Annotated in this window: 18 protein-coding genes and 1 other annotated feature; of the genes, 16 read left to right on the top strand and 2 right to left on the bottom strand. The window is 42.7% G+C overall.

Annotated features, from left to right (window positions below):
- The first annotated feature begins 92 nt into the window (after positions 1 to 92).
- Both ACQKKK_RS01175 and ACQKKK_RS01180 read left to right on the top strand, forming a co-directional pair.
- Positions 93 to 842 carry a general stress protein gene (locus ACQKKK_RS01175; protein WP_427613458.1) on the top strand — a complete coding sequence of 250 codons (750 nt, stop codon included), beginning with the start codon at positions 93 to 95 and terminating at the stop codon, positions 840 to 842.
- Between the two features lie 714 nt (positions 843 to 1,556).
- A complete protein-coding gene (locus tag ACQKKK_RS01180) occupies positions 1,557 to 1,940 on the top strand; it encodes a general stress protein (protein WP_427613460.1) in 384 nt (127 codons plus the stop codon).
- Positions 1,941 to 1,974: 34 nt separating this feature from the next.
- Here the strand turns inward: ACQKKK_RS01180 and sspI are convergent, their stop codons facing one another.
- Positions 1,975 to 2,184: a small acid-soluble spore protein SspI gene (gene sspI / locus ACQKKK_RS01185; protein ID WP_427586021.1), complete on the bottom strand. Its 210-nt coding sequence runs from the start codon at positions 2,182 to 2,184 to the stop codon at positions 1,975 to 1,977.
- Between the two features lie 122 nt (positions 2,185 to 2,306).
- Between sspI and ACQKKK_RS01190 the strand changes: the two genes are divergently transcribed.
- The 4 genes from ACQKKK_RS01190 (at position 2,307) to ACQKKK_RS01205 (ending at position 7,209) form a co-directional block, all read left to right on the top strand.
- On the top strand, positions 2,307 to 3,065 hold the full coding sequence (locus tag ACQKKK_RS01190) for a TrmH family RNA methyltransferase (RefSeq protein ID WP_427613461.1): 759 nt from the start codon (positions 2,307 to 2,309) through the stop codon (positions 3,063 to 3,065).
- 43 nt (positions 3,066 to 3,108) lie between these two features.
- Positions 3,109 to 3,348, top strand: a binding site (T-box leader).
- A gap of 58 nt (positions 3,349 to 3,406) precedes the next feature.
- On the top strand, positions 3,407 to 4,447 hold the full coding sequence (gene pheS, locus ACQKKK_RS01195; RefSeq protein ID WP_427613462.1) for a phenylalanine--tRNA ligase subunit alpha: 1,041 nt from the start codon (positions 3,407 to 3,409) through the stop codon (positions 4,445 to 4,447).
- 28 nt (positions 4,448 to 4,475) lie between these two features.
- Positions 4,476 to 6,890, top strand: coding sequence for a phenylalanine--tRNA ligase subunit beta (gene pheT / locus ACQKKK_RS01200; protein WP_427613463.1), 2,415 nt, complete (start codon positions 4,476 to 4,478; stop codon positions 6,888 to 6,890).
- A gap of 43 nt (positions 6,891 to 6,933) precedes the next feature.
- Entirely contained in the window at positions 6,934 to 7,209 is a 276-nt protein-coding gene (locus tag ACQKKK_RS01205; protein WP_427613464.1) for an alanine-zipper protein, read from the top strand.
- 15 nt (positions 7,210 to 7,224) lie between these two features.
- Here ACQKKK_RS01205 and rnhC read toward each other — a convergent pair whose 3' ends face one another.
- The gene (gene rnhC, locus ACQKKK_RS01210) at positions 7,225 to 8,184 is read right to left on the bottom strand and encodes a ribonuclease HIII (protein WP_427613466.1); all 960 of its coding nucleotides are present in this window, start codon (positions 8,182 to 8,184) and stop codon (positions 7,225 to 7,227) included.
- 172 nt (positions 8,185 to 8,356) lie between these two features.
- On the opposite strand from rnhC, the gene zapA reads away from it, so the two are divergent.
- The 10 genes from zapA to ACQKKK_RS01260 all read left to right on the top strand — a co-directional run bounded on the left by zapA (position 8,357) and on the right by ACQKKK_RS01260 (position 19,408).
- Positions 8,357 to 8,617 (top strand): cell division protein ZapA, encoded by a 261-nt coding sequence (gene zapA, locus ACQKKK_RS01215; protein WP_427613467.1) that lies wholly within the window; start codon positions 8,357 to 8,359, stop codon positions 8,615 to 8,617.
- Positions 8,618 to 8,621: 4 nt separating this feature from the next.
- Positions 8,622 to 9,155 (top strand): CvpA family protein, encoded by a 534-nt coding sequence (locus tag ACQKKK_RS01220; RefSeq protein ID WP_427613468.1) that lies wholly within the window; start codon positions 8,622 to 8,624, stop codon positions 9,153 to 9,155.
- 221 nt (positions 9,156 to 9,376) lie between these two features.
- Positions 9,377 to 11,095 (top strand): DNA polymerase/3'-5' exonuclease PolX, encoded by a 1,719-nt coding sequence (polX, locus tag ACQKKK_RS01225; RefSeq protein ID WP_427613470.1) that lies wholly within the window; start codon positions 9,377 to 9,379, stop codon positions 11,093 to 11,095.
- 35 nt (positions 11,096 to 11,130) lie between these two features.
- Positions 11,131 to 13,485, top strand: coding sequence for an endonuclease MutS2 (locus ACQKKK_RS01230; protein ID WP_427613471.1), 2,355 nt, complete (start codon positions 11,131 to 11,133; stop codon positions 13,483 to 13,485).
- A 65-nt stretch (positions 13,486 to 13,550) separates the two neighbouring features.
- Positions 13,551 to 13,958, top strand: a complete 408-nt coding sequence (locus tag ACQKKK_RS01235) for a DUF350 domain-containing protein (protein ID WP_427613472.1) — start codon at positions 13,551 to 13,553, stop codon at positions 13,956 to 13,958.
- 211 nt (positions 13,959 to 14,169) lie between these two features.
- On the top strand, positions 14,170 to 14,928 hold the full coding sequence (locus ACQKKK_RS01240; RefSeq protein ID WP_427613474.1) for a GNAT family N-acetyltransferase: 759 nt from the start codon (positions 14,170 to 14,172) through the stop codon (positions 14,926 to 14,928).
- Between the two features lie 195 nt (positions 14,929 to 15,123).
- On the top strand, positions 15,124 to 16,821 hold the full coding sequence (locus ACQKKK_RS01245) for a long-chain-fatty-acid--CoA ligase (RefSeq protein ID WP_427613475.1): 1,698 nt from the start codon (positions 15,124 to 15,126) through the stop codon (positions 16,819 to 16,821).
- 199 nt (positions 16,822 to 17,020) lie between these two features.
- Positions 17,021 to 17,608 (top strand): TetR/AcrR family transcriptional regulator, encoded by a 588-nt coding sequence (locus ACQKKK_RS01250; RefSeq protein ID WP_427613477.1) that lies wholly within the window; start codon positions 17,021 to 17,023, stop codon positions 17,606 to 17,608.
- 124 nt (positions 17,609 to 17,732) lie between these two features.
- Positions 17,733 to 18,506, top strand: coding sequence for an enoyl-CoA hydratase (locus ACQKKK_RS01255; protein WP_427613479.1), 774 nt, complete (start codon positions 17,733 to 17,735; stop codon positions 18,504 to 18,506).
- Positions 18,507 to 18,634: 128 nt separating this feature from the next.
- Positions 18,635 to 19,408: an electron transfer flavoprotein subunit beta/FixA family protein gene (locus tag ACQKKK_RS01260; RefSeq protein WP_089361703.1), complete on the top strand. Its 774-nt coding sequence runs from the start codon at positions 18,635 to 18,637 to the stop codon at positions 19,406 to 19,408.
- The last annotated feature ends 2 nt before the right edge of the window (positions 19,409 to 19,410 follow it).

The raw sequence follows: 19,410 nt of genomic DNA on the forward strand, positions 1-19,410 counted from the left end.
CTTTGAATGAGCCATTTTTTGTTTAAATAACGCCCATCAGGGTATAAATACACATAAGAAGGAATATCGGAATGATCAGAGGAGGAAGATGCATGGAAAAAACATTATATGGTGTTTTTAATACGGAAAAAGAAGTAATCCAAGCTATACAATCCCTCCAGGAAAAAGGGGTTCATGAAAGTGAAATAACCGTAATGGCTGATAAGAAAGAAGATTTAGATTTTGTCAATGAAAAGCCGGATGTGGATGTCGTTACTAATTCTGACGAGGATTCCTTCATTGATAAGATGAAGCACTTTTTCCTGAACGAGGACTCAGAAGATATAAGGAACAGATTAGGTGACTTAGGGCTTTCCGATAGTGAAGCCAACGCTTATATAAACGAAGTTGCGGCCGGAAAATTCCTGATTCTTTTAGATGAATCGAAAACCGTATCACAACGAGATGGCGTAACTTCAAACGGCATGAAGGATGCGGACGGAATATCTGAAGTAAATTCGCTTAAAACAGGGGTGGTGAACAATCCGGACCCGAACCTTTTTCCTGAAACAACAGCGAATGCATATCAAACAAGGGAAGTAGAAACACAGCCAGGAAGAAGCGAGGAACTCCACGGAAATTCTGCTAACATCTTTGAAAAGGAAGAGCTGGATATGAAGCAAGCCCAAGAAAGGGAAATCAGGGGGAACTCCATCGAAAAATATAATGCAGACCCTAAAAAAGATCTGGATGCTCAAGGAGCACGAGATCGGACCGTGACCCCGAATGTAAAAAATGGTCAGCAGGAGACAGGCTTGAAGGATGAATACATCAAAAATCGAATTAACACCGATAATTTGTAAGACGAAATAACAGCCTGCATAAGGCTGTCACAGTTTGTAGACAAAAGGGGTTCGGAATGAAAACATTCCCGAACCCCTTTTGATTTTCCATTGAATTTTGCTTCATTCTTGGACCTTGCCATGTCCAATTGGCCATCTTCTTTACATTCATGGCAGAGAAAGTAAGCATCGCCTGCATCGATAATTTTTTAAGTCGAATAGGCAAGCTGGTTTGTTCATTCATAGTAGACATTTTCAAAGTCCGTTGTACGTTCTTTAATCTCTTTGGTTTCTTCTTTATCAATTATGTTCAAACAGGTCTATATCTTTAAAGCGACGCTCATAATTTTTCCCCAACGTTGAAAAGTGAGGAACTTTATCAGGGAAACCATAACCTAAACAAAAAAGACTATAGGCCAAAGTGGTTCTATCTAATTGTTAAAACAAAGTTGATTGGAGCGGGTGTTCGAGACTCCTGCGGGAAAAGCGTGTCTAGGGGAGACCCCACAGGCGCAAGCCGAGGGCCGATCGCCCGCGGAAAGCGAGTGCCTGAAGTGGAAATCAACGGCCACATTGTACATTTTTGATGACTGGAAAAAACCCTTTAGGCAAGGGGTTCCCTCGTTCATTAGTTAGGAATCCCCAATGGACTATTTGCTTGTTTATTGATAAAGCCGCAAGGTATAATGACATTGGAATTTTATTTTAAGTAGAGTAACAAGGAGGGGGAGAAACATGGAAAAAAACGTATATGGTGTTTTTGACTCTAATCCGGAACTACTTGCTGCAATTCAAAACTTAAAAGCTAAAGGCGTGACTGGCACCCACATGACAGTAGCAGCTAATATAAAAAATGATGTGCAGCTTGGAAATGAACATACGGATATCCTGATCATCGCCAATCAGGATAAGGAGGACACTCTTTTTTTAAGAATCTTCCACTACTTCACAGATGAAGGATCTGGAGATTTACGCAGTTTTTTCACGAAATACGGCTATTCTTATGATGAGACAAAAGCGATGCTTGAAGAAGTGAGCGCAAAAAAGTTCATCTTGCTGCTTGATGAAGAAGTCTCCATCGAAGAACTGAAGGCTGGCCAAGTACCGATAAAGAAGTAAGCGAATCAAAAAAAATAACAGCCTAAGAGGGCTGTTATTTTTTTAGTCCTGATTCGAGGGTAGTGATCATTTCCTGTTTTTCCTGCTCTGATGAATTTTGCCAGATGACCTCGAATAATACGCCCAAGCCAGGAAGCATTTTTTCCTCGCCATTCTGTATGGCATCGACAATCGTGTCTTCCAGCTGATCTTGCGAATTTCCGCTTACATTTTGGATGATCGCATTACGTAGGTTTAAGTTCACAATTATTCCTCCTCTAACACATAATGACTGACATTAATAGCATTTCACAAACTGGCATGCAATATGTATGTGAATTGCGTTATAATAGGAAAATCAGTGTGAAGTTAAAGGAGCGTTTACCCTTGAAATATATTGAATCCGTAAAAAATCCGCAAGTGAAGCAATGGAAAAAGCTATTGACGAAAAAAGAACGCGATAAAACAGGCAAATATTTAGTCGAGGGTTTTCACCTAGTTGAAGAAGCCTTAAAAGAAGAAATCGTCATGGAAGTGATCGTAAATGAAGAAACTGAAATGCCTGGCCATTTTAAGCTGGAAGGTACAGAAGTCATTTATGTGAAAAGTGATATTATGAAAGCGATTTGCGATACCGAAGCCCCACAGGGAATCGCAGCGGTTTGTGAGCAGAAATTAACGAACATGACGTCCATTAACCCGGATAAACTATTGTTGATCGATGCCGTACAGGATCCGGGGAATATTGGAACGATGATCAGGACAGCTGATGCGGCAGGAATCGATGCGGTCATTCTTGGCGAAGGGTGTGCCGACTTGTATAATCCCAAAGTGGTCCGTTCGACGCAAGGGAGCCTATTCCATATGCCTGTCATTAAAGGGAACCTTTCAGAAATCATCGATGAGCTGAAGCAAGTCGGCACACCGGTTTATGGCACGGCATTAGAAGGCGCATCCCCATTTGAAGAAGTGGAAAAGTCTTCACGTTTTGCCCTGCTGGTTGGCAATGAAGGTCAAGGAGTGTCTAAGGAATTACTAAAGAAAACGACTAAAAACCTTTATATTCCCATCTACGGAAAAAGCGAATCACTGAATGTGGGGATCGCTGCCGGGATTTTAATGTACCATTTACGAAAATCGATTTGAAACGGCCGTGGAATTATAATATAATAAAACAGAATTTTATATTGAAACAACGATGACAAAGAGTAGTAACTTAAGTTATCCATATCCAGGGAAAAAATGCCTTGACTGAAAGCATTTTTATGGCACCTTAAGGGAATTCACCTTTCGAGTTGGCATTGGGAAGACAGATTGTCCGAAAAATGTTCCGGTGAAGAGCCGTTATTTTTAATGAAGTGAGTGCAGACGTTTATTTGTTCGTGCACTAATAAGGGTGGTACCGCGATACATAAACCTCGTCCCTTTAGGGATTAGGTTTTTTTTGTGTTCATTTTTACAAAAGGAAAATAAAGGAGGAAGACAAGATGCAGGAACGTTTACTAGAACTGCAGGAAGAAGCGTTGCAAAAAGTTGCCGCCGCTTCCGAATTAAAGGAACTGAATGAAGTCCGTGTTGCTTATTTAGGGAAAAAAGGGCCAATCACTGAGGTATTGCGCGGCATGGGTAAATTATCAGCCGAAGAACGTCCGAAGATCGGGGCACTAGCCAATGATGTTCGGGAAGCGATTGCAACAAAGATCGAGGAGAAACAAAAAGCACTTGAAACTGCGGCAGTCAATGCAAAGCTAGCAACTGAAACGATTGACGTAACACTCCCAGGACGTCCGGTTAACAAGGGGAATCTTCACCCATTAACACGTGTCGTGGAAGAAATCGAAGACTTATTCATCGGAATGGGTTATACCGTTGCAGAAGGTCCCGAAGTTGAAAGCGACTACTACAACTTCGAGGCACTTAACTTGCCAAAAAGCCATCCGGCACGTGATATGCAGGACTCTTTCTACATCACGGATGAAATCCTGATGCGTACGCACACTTCACCTGTTCAAGCTAGAACGATGGAAAAACATAAAGGTCAAGGCCCTGTTAAAATCATCTGCCCAGGAAAAGTATATCGCCGTGATAACGATGATGCGACACACTCCCATCAATTCCAGCAAATTGAGGGCTTGGTCATCGATGAGAACATCAGCATGAGCGACCTGAAGGGGACTCTTGACGTATTTGCGAAAAAAGTATTCGGGCAAGACCGTGAAATCCGTCTTCGTCCAAGTTTCTTCCCATTTACGGAGCCTTCCGTCGAAGTGGATATTTCTTGTAAAATCTGCGGCGGTAAAGGCTGCAGCGTTTGTAAACAAACAGGCTGGATCGAAGTGCTTGGCGCTGGGATCGTTCATCCGAACGTCCTTGAGATGGCTGGCTTCGATTCCAAGAAATACTCTGGATTCGCATTTGGAATGGGCGTCGAACGGATTGCCATGTTGAAGTATGGTGTGGATGATATCCGTCATTTCTATACGAATGATGTTCGATTCTTAAAACAATTCAACCATCACGAAGCATAAATTTTTATTTTAAAAAGGAGGACCTACCATGTTTGTGTCATATAAATGGTTACAAGATTATGTTGACCTTTCAGGCATCAATGCGACGGAGCTAGCTGACAAAATCACGAAAAGCGGCATTGAGGTTGAAGGGGTGGAAAAGAAAAGTGAAGGGCTAAAGGGGGTCGTCATCGGGCATGTCTTAGAACGTGAACAGCATCCAAATGCGGATAAATTGAATAAATGCCAAGTTGATATCGGGGCCGAAAATCCCGTTCAGATCATCTGTGGAGCACCGAATGTCGATAAAGGCCAAAAAGTCGCAGTCGCTACTGTTGGCGCAGTCCTTCCAGGTAATTTCAAAATCAAGAAAGCGAAACTTCGCGGAGAAGAATCGCACGGAATGATTTGCTCGCTTCAAGAATTGGGCTTCGAATCCAAGCTTGTGTCCAAGGACTTTGCAACAGGTATCTTCGTCTTCCCTAATGATGTGGAAGTAGGGAAAGATGCATTGGAAGAACTCGGTTTAAGTGATGAAGTGCTGGAACTTGGGCTGACTCCAAATCGTTCTGACGCATTGAGTATGCTTGGTGTTGCATATGAAGTGGGTGCCATTCTAGGCCGGGAAGTGAAATGGCCGGTTATCGAGAAAGAAGAGGCAGCTGAAAAAGCATCTGATTATATCAGTGTCAAAGTGGAAGCCAAAGAAGATAACCCGATATACATTGCTAAAATCATCAAAGATGTTAAGGTCGGACCCTCACCGCTTTGGATGCAGACTCGGCTAATGTCTGCAGGTATCCGGCCTCATAATAATGTGGTCGATATCACGAACTACATTTTACTTGAATACGGTCAACCGCTACATGCCTTTGATTATGACCGCTTTGGTTCAAAGGAAATCGTCATCCGCAGAGCGAAGGATGCTGAAAAAATCGTAACATTGGATGAAGCGGAACGGACTTTGACGCCTGACCATTTAGTGATCACAAATGGCAGCGAGCCTGTTGCGATTGCTGGTGTGATGGGCGGAGCGGATTCCGAAGTGAAAAATGATACAACGAACATCATTATTGAAAGTGCATATTTTGCAGGTACAGTAGTTCGGAAAGCTTCAAAAGACCACGGCTTGCGCAGTGAAGCAAGTGCCCGTTTTGAAAAAGGTGTCGATCCGGCCCGTGTTCGTGAAGCTGGAGAACGTGCCGCACAATTGATTGCACAATATGCTGGCGGAACAGTCTTACAAGGAACGGCAGAAGTTGACGAATTGACAATGGAACCAGCGGTCATTAGCATCACACTGGAAAAAATCAACACACTACTTGGAACCAGCATGAGCGTGACTGAAGTGGAGTCCATCTTCAAACGCCTGCAATTCAGCGTGCAACTTGAGAATGAAACGTTCACAATCACTGTCCCTACACGCCGTGGCGATATTACTATTGAAGCTGATCTAGTTGAAGAGGCTGCGCGTTTATATGGATATGATAACATTCCCGCTACGCTGCCAATCGGTTCTGCTACTCCAGGGCAATTGACTGACTATCAAATTAAACGGCGGAAAGCACGCCGTACTCTTGAAGGTGCAGGCCTTTATCAAGCGGTGTCCTATTCACTGACAAGCCAGGAAAAAGCGTCCCAATTCGCATTGGAAGCAAGAGAATCCATTCGCTTAGCAATGCCGATGAGTGAAGAACGAAGCCAGTTGCGTTTGAGCATCGTACCTCAATTGCTGGAAGTCGTGAAATATAACAATGCCCGCCAACTTGATTCACTTGCTTTATATGAAATCGGTTCAGTATTCTTTAAGCAGGACGAACAAGAACTGCCTGAAGAAAAAGAACATATTGCTGGAGCAATCACCGGCCTATGGGAGTCACATCTATGGCAAGGTGAAAAGAAACCAGTGGATTTCTTTGTAGCCAAAGGCGTGATCGAAGCATTATTCGATACACTTGGATTAGCTGATCAAATCAGTTACCGCCAAGCGGAAATTAACGACATGCATCCAGGACGGACAGCGGAAGTACTGTTGAATGGTGATGTGATTGGCTTTATCGGCCAAGTGCATCCAACTGTCCAAAAAGACTTGGATATTAAAGAAACATACATTTTCGAACTTTCCTTAAAAGCATTGGCCGAAGCCGAAGTCGCGCCGATTGCATACCAAACCATTCCGCGCTATCCATCAACCACACGCGATATCGCGCTCGTTGTGGATCAAGCTACGAAAGCCGGGGACATTCAGGATATTATTGAAGAAGCCGGTGGCAAACTGCTGAAAGAAGTAAGCATCTTCGACTTATACGAAGGTGAAAAAATGGAGGAAGGCAAGAAATCCGTTGCCTACTCACTGAAATACTTCGATCCGGAACGCACATTAATGGACGAGGATATTACAAAAGCACATGATAAAGTACTTGCTGCCGTTAAAGAAAAAGCTGGCGCAGAACTAAGAGGATAAAACCAAAAAGACAGCTCCCTGAATCTTGGGAAGCTGTCTTTTTATGAACTCACGAGTAAATGGAGTAAATTCACGAGTAAAGCATGCGAACTCACGAGTAAATGGTATAAATTCACGAGTAAAGCGTGTGAACTCACGAGTAAATGGAGTAAATTCACGAGTAAAGCATGCGAACTCACGAGTAAATGGTATAAATTCACGAGTAAAGCATGCGAACTCACGAGTAAATGGTGTAAATTCACGAGTAAAGCATGCGAACTCACGAGTAAATGGTGTAAATTCACGAGTAAAACGTGTTTTTCATCAATATTACCGATAAAAAGCGGCTGTTCCCTTATTTATGATATTTCTGTTGATATAATCGCTTCGCTTTTTCTGTATTGGCGAAGTGGATTTTCGTGAATTCGTGCAATGAATCGATTCCTTTTTCATGAATCAATCTTGCAGCCGCTTCATCGACTGCAAAGCCGGCACCTTTAGGGATTTTGAATCCGGCTTTTTCACTTAGCAAATCAAAGCGTTTGACGAATGCATAACGGGCCAGGATGGAAGCGGCTGCCACTCCAAGGTGTATGCCTTCTGCTTTTGTGCATAAATAGGTGGCATTAGCTTGAAATAGTTCTTGGCCTTTTAGGTAATTGAAAAATACATCTGGTTGAGCGAATTGATCAATAAGGACCGCTTCCGCTTGTTCCGGGTGGATTTTTTGCATGAGATGCTTGATTGCTTGGTTATGCAGGAGGGCCTTCATTTTTCCTTGTGACATTCCCTTTGCCTGCAGCGTATTATATTTCGGGTTGTCGCATGTGAGCAGACTGAATGGCACCACATCCTTAATCTGTTTGGCAATTTCGATGATCTGTGGATCTTTCAGGTTTTTGGAATCCTGGACACCAAGTTCCTTCAATAGGGCGAGTTGCTCCTTTTTTGCATATACGGCTACAACGGTGATCGGGCCGAAATAATCCCCTGTTCCTACTTCATCGGAACCAATCACTGACATGGTTCCGATATTTGCAGGTGGTGAATATCGATGGACGTTGACTGATGCAGAGGATGCCGTTTTTTTCTTTGGAGCGGCAGCGGTGGCACCTTGTTGCCATTTTACTGCTTCTATTTCGGCATTCTTACCTTGAAAGAGTACTTTGCCGGATTTATAGGCGGTCACCGTACATAGCGGCGGTTTGGCGGAAAAGATGCTCCCCGGCGGCAGTTTGGCGGCTAAGGATGAAGAATAATGGGATTTCATCACCTTTATTTGTTCAGGGCTGATAATTAAAACAACATGGGACATAATGGGTAAACTCCTAACATCATTTTATTTTTCAGGTAATTTTCATCCTAAAGTCGTTTCTGTTTGACAAATTATTGCAATTTTTAAGCGAGAAATGACGCTGTACTATCTTTCGTGACGAAAAACTTCATGATATGATAGAATTAGGATTGTTTAGATTGGGGGCATCATTTTGTCAGACGATAAACGAAATAAAACAACAGTTGATATATACGGACAACCATACACAATCGTCGGTACAGAAAGCGCAAGCCATATGCGCCTGGTCGCTTCGATGGTTGACGAAAAAATGCGAGAGATCAGGATGAAAAATCCATATTTGGATACAAGCAAGCTGGCGGTACTAACGGCCGTGAATGCCATCCACGAATATATTAAATTAAAAGATGAACTAGACCAGCTTCAACTGGAATTAAAGAGAGAGAAGGACTGAGTACATGCTTGATTTAGCAATTCTGGCCATTCTTTTAATCGGTTTATTAATCGGTTTAAAGCGTGGCTTCATTTTACAAATGGTTCATATGACAGGGTTCATAGTAGCCTTCATCGTCGCATATGTATTTTACGGAGATTTTGCTCCCAATTTGAAATTGTGGATTCCGTTTCCAACGATGGGTGATTCCTCGACCCTTAATATGTTTTTCGATACAGTCGGGCTTGAGACGGCGTATTACAATGCGATTGCCTTTGCGATCATTTTCTTTGCTGCCAAGATTCTTTGGCAAATGATAGGATCTATGCTCAATTTCATTACCCACCTCCCGATTTTAAAACAGCTGAATCGCTGGGGTGGAGGGGTATTGGGTTTTATCGAAGTCTATCTTATCATGTTTATTATATTATATATAGCTGCCATGCTGCCAATGGATTCCATCCAGAAACCATTAACGGGATCTTTTCTTGCAGAAACGATCGTGAAGCATACGCCGTTCCTGTCCGAGCAAGTGAAAGAACTTTGGTTTAAGAATTAAAAACAATCTTAATGTCAGTATACGAGGGCCTGCCTCCCTTTCTCAAAGTCCTAGATTCCTATACTTTGAACGGGGGAGGCCCCTTTTTATGTAGTTGAATGCAGCCTCCTCCTAATTGATTCGAAGTTAAGAATCGGACTGCTTGTACTTTACCTCCAAGAAAGGTATCTTTAAGAAAGTAAACATGGGACATCCTATTAATTTTTTCGGCGGTGAATTAAATGACAATGAATAAAAAAGATATCATTAAATTATTAGAAAAAATAGCAATATATATGGAATTAAAAGGAGAGAACCCGTTCAAGGTTTCAGCTTTCCGAAAGGCAGCAGGCGCCTTGGAAACAGATGATCGGAGCCTCACTGCTATCGAAGACTTTACCGCTTTAAATGGAATCGGGAAAGGAACGGCCTCCGTCATCGAAGAGTATATAAATGTGGGGAAATCGACCGTACTTGAAGAGCTGCAGGAGCAGGTGCCGAAAGGGTTGATTCCGCTCTTGCAGCTTCAAGGTTTGGGCGGGAAGAAAATTGCCAAACTTCATAAAGAGCTGCATGTCAATGATGTGAATGATCTTAAAATAGCCTGTGAAGAGGGCAGGGTCGCGGCGCTTGCAGGTTTCGGCAAAAAAACGGAAGAGAAGATCCTGTCTGCAATTGCCGAGGCAGGTTCAAGGCCTGACCGGCTGCCCCTTGCCTTTATGAGGCCGATTGCGGATGATATTGAAACGGCTCTTGCTAACATGGGATACATAATTCGTTCTTCCAGAGCCGGCAGCATCCGGCGTTTGAGGGAAACGATCAAGGACCTCGATTTCATCATCTCGACAGATCATCCGGAAGAAGTTAAGGATCAACTGCTTGCATTAACGGGAATAAAGCAGGTGATTGCGGCCGGTGAAACAAAAGTATCGGTCGTGCTTGATTATGAATACGATATTTCTGTTGATTTCCGAATCGTCAAGGATAAGGAATTCATCACGACGCTCCATCATTTTACAGGTTCGAAGGATCACAATGTGCGGATGCGCCAGCTTGCTAAAGATCGCGGAGAGAAAATCAGCGAATATGGGGTGGAAGTGGCTGAAACCGGTGATGTATTGACGTTTGAAACGGAAGAACAATTTTATAATCATTTTGGCCTTCCTTTCATTCCGCCAGAACTGCGTGAAGACGGAACGGAAGTGGAGCATTATGATGCTAAGGAAGCTCTCATATCTTTAGAGGCCATCAAAGGTGACTTGCATATGCATACTACATGGAGTGACGGGGCTCATACGATTGAAGAAATGATTGAAGCATGCCGTGCAAAAGGGTATTCATATATGGCCATCACCGATCATTCGCAATATCTGAAAGTGGCGAACGGCTTGACCGTGGAACGTTTACGTGAACAAAAACGGATCATCCATGAACTGAATGAAAAATATGATGACTTTACCGTTCTTTCAGGGATTGAAATGGATATACTTCCTGATGGGACACTTGATTATGAAGATGAGCTGCTCGCAGAGATGGATTTGGTGATCGCATCGATCCACTCAAGCTTTTCACAGCCTAGAGAAACGATCATGGAGCGCTTAAAAACGGCTCTGAATAATCCGCATGTCGATATCATAGCCCATCCAACGGGAAGGATTATCGGCAGACGCACCGGATATGATGTTGATATAGAGATGCTGATCGAACTGGCACGCGAGACGAATACCGCATTGGAATTGAATGCGAATCCGAACCGATTAGATTTAGCGCCACCCCATCTCCGCAAGGCACAGGAAGCAGGCGTTCCGATCGTAATCAATACCGATGCCCACAGCATTGATATGCTTGAACATATGCCTGTTGGGGTCTCGGCGGCCAAAAAGGGCTGGATTAAAGAATCAACGGTCCTTAATGCAAGGGATAAGGATGGATTATTAGCGTTTTTAAAGAGAAATGATTAACTATTTGCCCATAAATAAGGAGGAGCTTTAACTCCATGCATAATAAAGCTTTAAAGACATTGGAATTTCATAAAATAAAAGAACAATTAGTCTCACACGCCTCCTCTTCCATAGGAAAAGAGAAGGCACAGCATTTGATGCCTTCCACTGATTTTGAAGAGGTGTCGAGATGGCAGGAAGAAACAGATGAGTCAGCCAAAATCGTCCGGCTGAAAGGTAACTTGCCGTTGGGCGGGATTTTTGATATCCGTCCGCATGCAAAAAGGGCACAGATTGGCGGAATGCTCTCGCCGATGGAATTGATGGAACTCGCGAGTACGATTCGTGCCGGCAGGATCCTGAGCCGTTTCTTCGATGAACTCGCAGAGCAGGAAATTGATGTTCCGCTTTTAGCGGAATATATCGATTCCCTTCATCCATTGATTGATTTGCAACAGGAAATTACGTATGCAGTAAGTGAACATGGCGAAGTGATGGATTCTGCCAGCGATAAGCTTCGTACCCTAAGAAACCAAATTCGGACGAACGAAAGCCGTGTCAGGGAAAAACTAGAAAGCATGATCCGTTCTTCCAACGCATCAAAAATGTTATCGGATGCGATCATCACCATCAGGAATGACCGTTTTGTCATCCCGGTAAAACAGGAATACCGCAGTGTGTATGGAGGGATCATTCATGATCAATCCTCATCTGGGCAGACGCTGTTCATTGAACCGCAAGCTATCGTTCAACTGAATAATGTCCTGCAGGAAACCCGAGTGAAGGAAACACAGGAAATAGAACGGATATTGGTCGAACTATCGGAAAAAGTCGGTGCGTTCACCCCAGAATTGCTTCATAATGTCAAAGTGCTTGCACAAATCGATTTCCTTGTCGCCAAGGCAAAGTATGCAAAAGCGATAAAAGGATCCAAACCGATTCTGAATAATGAGGGACGCGTGAAATTATTCAAAGCGAAACACCCGCTCATTCCGAGTGATGTAGTCGTGGCCAATGACATTTTCCTTGGTGATGAATTTACGACAATCGTCATTACTGGTCCCAATACAGGAGGTAAAACGGTTACACTGAAAACAATTGGCCTCTGTACCTTAATGGCCCAGTCCGGTCTGCAAATCCCTGCGCTGGATGGTTCCGAAACGGCTGTGTTTTCCTCTGTTTATGCCGATATTGGCGACGAACAGTCGATTGAACAAAGCTTAAGTACATTCTCTTCGCATATGGTCAATATTGTCGATATCCTAAAGAATGTCGATTATGACAGCCTTGTTTTATTCGATGAGCTTGGTGCGGGAACCGACCCTCAGGAAGGTGCCGCTTTAGCCATTTCAATCTTGGATGAAGTGTATAAGCGCGGAGCACGTGTGATTGCAACGACACATTACCCAGAATTAAAAGCGTACGGATATGATCGGGAAGGCGTCATTAATGCAAGCGTTGAATTTAATGTGGAAACCTTAAGTCCTACCTATAAACTTTTGATCGGTGTACCGGGACGGAGTAATGCATTTGAAATTTCCAAGCGCCTTGGTTTGGAAGAAAGCGTGATAAGCAGCGCCCGCAGCCACATTGGTGAGGATACGAATAAAGTTGAGAATATGATAGCGTCCCTTGAAGACAGCCGCAAGAAGGCTGAAGAAGAGGAACGGGAAGCAGCGGATCACCTGAAACAGGCTGAAGATCTTCATAAAGACCTTCAAAAGCAAATTGGTGAATACCATGAAGAACGGGATGCCATGGTCGAAAAGGCTGCAAAAGAGGCAGCGGCAATCGTTGAAAATGCACAAAAAGAAGCGGAAGCGATTATTGCCGACTTACGTAAACTGCGTCTGGAAAAGCATGCCGATGTTAAAGAGCATGAACTGATCGATGCAAAAAAACGGCTTGAAGACGCGACGCCAAAAGTGAAAAAAACATCAAATAAAGCGGCGAGGCCGCTGGATAAAAGCCTGAAGCCTGGAGATGAAGTGAAGGTCGTAAGCTTTGGTCAAAAAGGTCACTTGATCGAGAAGGTCTCAAATAATGAATGGCAGGTTCAGATCGGCATCATGAAGATGAAGGTGAAGGAGTCTGACCTAGAATTCATCAAGGCAACGAAAGTAAAAGAAACAAAACCGCTTACCACGATAAAAGGACGGGATTATCACGTTAGCGTGGAACTTGACCTGCGTGGTGAACGCTTTGAAAATGCAATATCAAGAGTGGAAAAGTACGTTGATGATGCCCTTTTGGCCGGTTATTCGAGTGTCTCCATCATTCATGGTAAAGGAACGGGTGCTCTCCGGTCCGGTGTTCAGGAATACTTGAAGAATCACCGCTCCGTCAAAAGGATTCGCTTCGGTGAAGCCGGTGAAGGCGGAACAGGTGTTACGGTGGTAGAATTTAAATAAAGGAAAGTGGTCATTCCGGCTAACCTGCCAAGCCGGGTGGCTAGTTACCATTCGGGAGTTGGACCATGGAGAACATGTGGGAAAATGAATATGTATATATAGCTGCTCGTTACAGTGTCGTTATTCTGTGCATGATTGTTTTTTTAGCCATTTTTGAACTTGTCACAAAGTACAAGAACTGGGAGGAAATCAAACAGGGAAACCTTTCTGTCGCGATGGCAACTGGTGGTAAAATATTTGGGATCGCCTATGTATTCCAACAGTCCATCCTCCATCAGGATTCGCTTCTTACCATGATTGGCTGGGGCGTATACGGATTTGTCCTTCTGTTGATCGGTTATTTCATTTTTGAATTTATGACCCCTAGATTTAAAATAGATGAAGAGATACAAAAAGATAATCGGGCAGTTGGATTCCTATCGATGATTATTTCAATCGCATTATCTTTTGTCATCGGCGCCGGAATTTCTTAATGCCCTTCATGAGAGGGAGAAACCTGTGGAGAAGCTTGCAAAAGTATTAATTGTTTGTTGCGGAATCTTTTTTCTGTTAGGAATCGTTTATATGATTTTCTTCAATTGAAGCGGCCGTTGTGCCGCTTCTTTTATTTGAAGTCTATTAAAAAAAGGGCGGGCGTGTATAATGATAATGGTCAAATAGACTTTTCGGAAGAGGAGGAAGAACATGAATCGCTCTAAATTGATGCAAAAGATTGAAGAATTATCGATGAACGCTTTACCGGCCCTGCAAACGCAAATCTATGATGGCTGGGTTATCCGATTTGCGGATGGATATACGAAACGGGCGAATTCTATCAATCCCATCTATTTATCGAATGAAAATGTGAAAAAGAAAATAATGAATTGTGAACAATTGTATTTTGCAAGAAATGATAAGGCCGTGTACAAAATCACTCCACAGGCTAAGCCTATCATCTTGGATAATGTTCTGGAAGAGTCCGGATATGTCCTTGAAGGTACAACAAGTGTCCAGGTATTGAATTTGGTAGAAACAGAATCACCGAATGAAACCAATGTCATGAAGTATGAGCATTTACACGATGACTGGTTTCACCATTTCTGCCTGCTAAGTAATGTTCATGATCATGATCAAACCATCCTAAAAAAGATGTTAGGGAATATCATTCCAAAAACATGCTTTATGTTGTTGACTGATGAGAGTGGAACCGTGTCAGCAAGTGGATTGGGTGTTTTGGAAGACGAATACATAGGCCTGTACAATATCATTACCCATGAAAACTTTCGAAACCAAGGCTATGGTGCAAAACTCATTCGTAATCTATTGCATTGGGGTAAAGAAAATGGGGCAAAAAATGCTTATCTTCAGGTCGTAGAAACGAATGAGCCTGCTTCTTGCTTATACGAAAAATTGGGATTTGAAGAAAAATATAAATATTGGTATAGAATTAAAACTAAGGAGTAAAACACTCCTTTTTTTGTTTCTCTTTTTTAGTGTTTCATCCAATATTCCATCATGGCCGGTACAAGTCATAATGACTGCTCCACCACTCATTAACAGCTTTTATGCTTATTTTTTCTGAATTTCAGCAATTGTAAGAAAATCCCGGTTGTATTATAATGATAAAGAGTATTGAGAATATTCAGAAGGAGGGGGCAAATGAGCAATAAGCCATGGCAAGCTATTTATCCGGAAGAGATACCAGCTGTTTTGTCGTACGAAGATAAACCTCTTTATTCTTTTTTGAAGGAATCAGCCGAAGAATTCCCTGATAAAGTTTCGATTCATTTCCAGGGAAAAGAATTAACTTTCCAAGAAGTGTATGAATCTGCCTTAAAGTTCGCAGCCTATTTAAGAAGTATCGGTCTTCAAAAAGGAGAGCGCGTTGCCGTCATGCTTCCTAACTGCCCTCAGGGTGTCATAAGCTTTTTTGGGATATTGATGGCCGGCGGAGTCGTGGTTCAAACGAATCCAACCTATACCGAACGTGAACTAGAGTATCAAATGAAAGATTCCGGAGCGAAAATAATTTTAGCGATGGATATTTTATTTCCCCGTGTCGCTGCCGTCGCTTCAAGAACGGATATAGAACATATAATTGTAACCGCTATCAAAGAATATTTGCCTTTCCCGAAAAATCTTATCTATCCTTTTATTCAAAAAAAGCAATACGGCATCGTCATCAATGTGGAGCATTCGGGCAATCATCATTTATTTTCTGAAATCATGAAACGAAAGATCCCCGAAGAAGTCACCGAGCCGATCGATGTGAATAATGACCTTGCCCTTTTGCAATATACAGGGGGGACAACAGGCTTTCCCAAAGGTGTCATGCTTACCCATAAGAACTTGCTGTCAAATACGAAAATGTGCAATGCCTGGCTTTATAAAAATAAGCGCGGTGAGGAAAGGGTCCTTGCCATTCTGCCATTCTTCCATGTGTACGGTATGACGACAGTCTTGGTTCTTTCCGTCATGGAGGGGAACACCATGATCATCATGCCGAAGTTTGATGTTGAAGCGACGCTTAAAACCATCCAAAAACAGAAACCGACCATGTTTCCAGGAGCGCCAACGATGTATATCGGCCTATTGAATCATCCGGATATCGCTAAATATGACCTTTCTTCCATCAATGCCTGTATAAGCGGTTCTGCACCATTGCCATTAGAGGTCCAAGAGCGGTTTGAGAAAATTACCGGCGGGAAGCTGGTTGAAGGTTTTGGACTGTCTGAAACCTCCCCTGTGACCCATGCTAATTTCATCTGGGATCAGCCGCGTGTAAAAGGAAGCATTGGATTGCCATGGCCAGATACAGACTCTGTGGTTCTATCCTTGGAAACCGGTGAAGAGCTTCCTCCGAACGAAATTGGTGAGATTGCCATAAAAGGACCACAGGTAATGCAAGGTTACTGGAACCGCCCGGATGAAACGGAAAGCACTTTTAAAAATGGCTGGCTGCTAACAGGCGATCTGGGTTACATGGATGAGCAGGGGTTCTTTTATGTAGTCGAGAGGAAAAAAGATACAATCATTGCAGGCGGCTTCAATATCTATCCACGTGAAGTGGAAGAGGTGCTATACGAACATGAGGCCATACAGGAGGTAGTCGTGGCAGGTATCCCTGACCCATATCGCGGTGAGACCGTCAAAGCCTATGTCGTACTGAAAAAAAATGCCAGGGTCACTGAAGAAGAATTGAATGATTTTGCAAGAAAGAGCCTGGCTTCCTATAAGGTACCGCGCAGCTATGAATTCAGGGAAGAACTTCCTAAAACGACGATAGGAAAGATTTTGAGAAGAGTCCTTATCGAAGAAGAAAAGAAAAAAATATCCGAGGAAAGAAAAGAAGCTTAAACAAGCATCCCATTTATACGGAGCAGCGGAATGAAGCTCCGTGTTTTTCAGAACGGCTGGACAACCTATGGATGGGGGCTGTACAATAAGCAAGTGGAATGTCAGCACTCTTAGAAGTTTTTTCTTGACAGTAAAGGGTCGTCATTTTATGATAGAAATATGAATGATGATTCATTCATTTTCTGAAAGGGGACATCCAGTGAAACGCAACAGACCAAAGTATAATCAAATTATTGATGCGGCCGTTATCGTCATTGCCCAAAACGGCTACTATCAAGCCCAAGTATCCAAAATCGCCAAGCAGGCAGGCGTAGCGGATGGCACCATTTATCTTTATTTTAAAAATAAAGAAGATATCCTAATATCATTATTTCATGAAAAGATGGGCTATTTTGTGGAACAGATCGAAGAAGAAATAAAAGGAAAGAGAACTGCTTCGGAAAAACTGCAGGTGCTCATCCAAAAACATTTTCAAAACCTTTCAGAAGACGTGAATTTAGCAATTGTCACTCAGTTGGAATTAAGACAGTCGAATAAAGAATTACGCCTAAGAATTAATGATGTGTTAAGAGGGTATTTAAATTTAATCGATCAGATCATTATAGAAGGAAAAGAGAACGGCGAATTTCTGCCTGATTTAAATAATTTACTAGCAAGGCAGATGATTTTTGGAACGATTGACGAAACAGTGACGACTTGGGTCATGAATGAGCAAAAGTATTCGCTCCCAGACCTTGCACCAGACGTTCACCGCCTTCTAATTGGCGGCTGTGGCTTGAAAAGTTAACGATTTAAATAGAGGGTGGCTAGCCATCCTCGAAAGAATCGGTTAATTCTGCTTCCAGTTTTATCGGGAAGTGATACATATTGAATTATCGAAAAAGTTTGACTACATGCCTGGAGGGATAGATATGGAATACCTTAAGCTTTCTGTCGAAAATCATGTGGCATTTATAACGATTGATCATGCACCCGCAAATGCTCTTTCATCGGCAATCATTGGGGAGCTTTCACAAGCCTTCGATCAAATTGAGCAGGACGAAGCCGTACGGGTTGTCCTTCTTCATGGTGAAGGAAGGTTTTTCTCTGCAGGAGCAGATATAAAAGAGTTTACAGAAGTGAAAAATGGTAAAGCTTTCGAGAAACTGACCAAGAATGGTCAATCTGCATTTGAGAAAATTGAATCTTTTCCAAAACCGGTCATTGCAGCCATTCATGGAGCGGCGCTTGGCGGAGGATTGGAGCTGGCTATGTCCTGTCACATCCGTTTGGTAACCGAAAGGGCAAAACTAGGTTTGCCTGAGCTGCAGTTGGGCTTAATCCCCGGGTTTGCCGGCACCCAACGTCTTCCGCGATATGTCGGTATGGCAAAGGCCGCTGAAATGCTGTTTACAAGTGAACCGATTACAGGTATCCAAGCGGTGCAATGCGGATTGGCAAATCATTCCTTCACCGATGAAGAACTGATTCCAAAAGCGAAGGAACTAGCCAATAAAATTGCCAAGAAAAGCCCACTGGCTTTAAAGGCGGCTATAGAATTATTAAATTATTCCAAGCATGATTCCTACTATAAAGGAGTGGAGAGGGAGGCAGTTCTCTTTGGCCAAGCTTTCGATACTGCTGATGCACAAGAAGGAATTGGCGCTTTTATTGAAAAAAGGGATGCTGTATTCAAAGGGAAATGAGGTTTACGGTCAGATAAATAACTATTTTTAAATATTATGCAGGATTTTGCTGAAACTTGAAGAATACAATAATATATATCAATAAAATTCATAATCTTCAAAACTCAAATCATTCGGGAGGTATTATCGTGAACATTTATGTGCTGCTGAAAAGAACATTTGATACAGAAGAAAAAATTACACTATCCAATGGGAAAATTAATGAGGATGGAGCAGAATTCATCATTAACCCATACGATGAGTATGCTGTTGAAGAAGCAATTCAAGTGCGTGATGCACAGGGCGGCGAAGTTACGGTTATTTCTGTCGGAACCGAAGAGGCTGAAAAGCAATTACGCACAGCGCTTGCAATGGGGGCTGACAAAGCCGTATTGATAAATATAGAAGACGACATAGAAAATGGCGACCAATTCACGACTGCCAAAATTATAGGCGAATACTTAAAAGGTAAAAATGCCGATTTAATCATTGCAGGGAACGTTGCAATCGATGGCGGTTCCGGTCAGGTGGGGCCACGCGTTGCCGAGATATTGGAAATTCCTTATATTACAACAATCACGAAACTTGATATCGCAAATGGAAATGTAAGCGTTATCCGTGATGTTGAAGGGGACTCTGAAACGATCGAAGCTTCCCTTCCATTGTTAGTGACAGCTCAGCAAGGTCTAAATGAGCCACGTTATCCTTCTTTGCCAGGAATTATGAAAGCGAAGAAGAAGCCTCTTGAAGAATTGGAATTGGATGACCTGGACTTGGAAGAAGAAGATGTTGAAGCAAAAACAAAAACGATTGAAATCTATCTTCCTGCTAAAAAAGAAGCTGGAAAAGTATTGAACGGCGAAATCGGTGATCAAGTTAGCGAACTTGTTCAATTATTACGAAGCGAAGCAAAAGTGATTTAATC

Origin of the sequence: Peribacillus sp. NPDC006672 (genome assembly GCF_050274955.1) — a bacterium.
Classification (GTDB): Bacteria; Bacillota; Bacilli; order Bacillales; family DSM-1321; genus Peribacillus.

Bases quoted from the DNA above. Each gene is read 5' to 3' on its own strand.
- ACQKKK_RS01235 (WP_427613472.1), top strand. From the start codon at position 13,551: ATGGAGAACATGTGGGAAAATGAATATGTATATATAGCTGCTCGTTAC.
- ACQKKK_RS01175 (WP_427613458.1), top strand. From the start codon at position 93: ATGGAAAAAACATTATATGGTGTTTTTAATACGGAAAAAGAAGTAATC.
- ACQKKK_RS01245 (WP_427613475.1), top strand. From the start codon at position 15,124: ATGAGCAATAAGCCATGGCAAGCTATTTATCCGGAAGAGATACCAGCT.
- pheS (WP_427613462.1), top strand. From the start codon at position 3,407: ATGCAGGAACGTTTACTAGAACTGCAGGAAGAAGCGTTGCAAAAAGTT.
- ACQKKK_RS01220 (WP_427613468.1), top strand. From the start codon at position 8,622: ATGCTTGATTTAGCAATTCTGGCCATTCTTTTAATCGGTTTATTAATC.
- polX (WP_427613470.1), top strand. From the start codon at position 9,377: ATGACAATGAATAAAAAAGATATCATTAAATTATTAGAAAAAATAGCA.
- ACQKKK_RS01240 (WP_427613474.1), top strand. From the start codon at position 14,170: ATGAATCGCTCTAAATTGATGCAAAAGATTGAAGAATTATCGATGAAC.
- ACQKKK_RS01230 (WP_427613471.1), top strand. From the start codon at position 11,131: ATGCATAATAAAGCTTTAAAGACATTGGAATTTCATAAAATAAAAGAA.
- rnhC (WP_427613466.1), bottom strand. From the start codon at position 8,184: ATGTCCCATGTTGTTTTAATTATCAGCCCTGAACAAATAAAGGTGATG.
- pheT (WP_427613463.1), top strand. From the start codon at position 4,476: ATGTTTGTGTCATATAAATGGTTACAAGATTATGTTGACCTTTCAGGC.
- ACQKKK_RS01180 (WP_427613460.1), top strand. From the start codon at position 1,557: ATGGAAAAAAACGTATATGGTGTTTTTGACTCTAATCCGGAACTACTT.
- ACQKKK_RS01255 (WP_427613479.1), top strand. From the start codon at position 17,733: ATGGAATACCTTAAGCTTTCTGTCGAAAATCATGTGGCATTTATAACG.
- ACQKKK_RS01205 (WP_427613464.1), top strand. From the start codon at position 6,934: ATGAACTCACGAGTAAATGGAGTAAATTCACGAGTAAAGCATGCGAAC.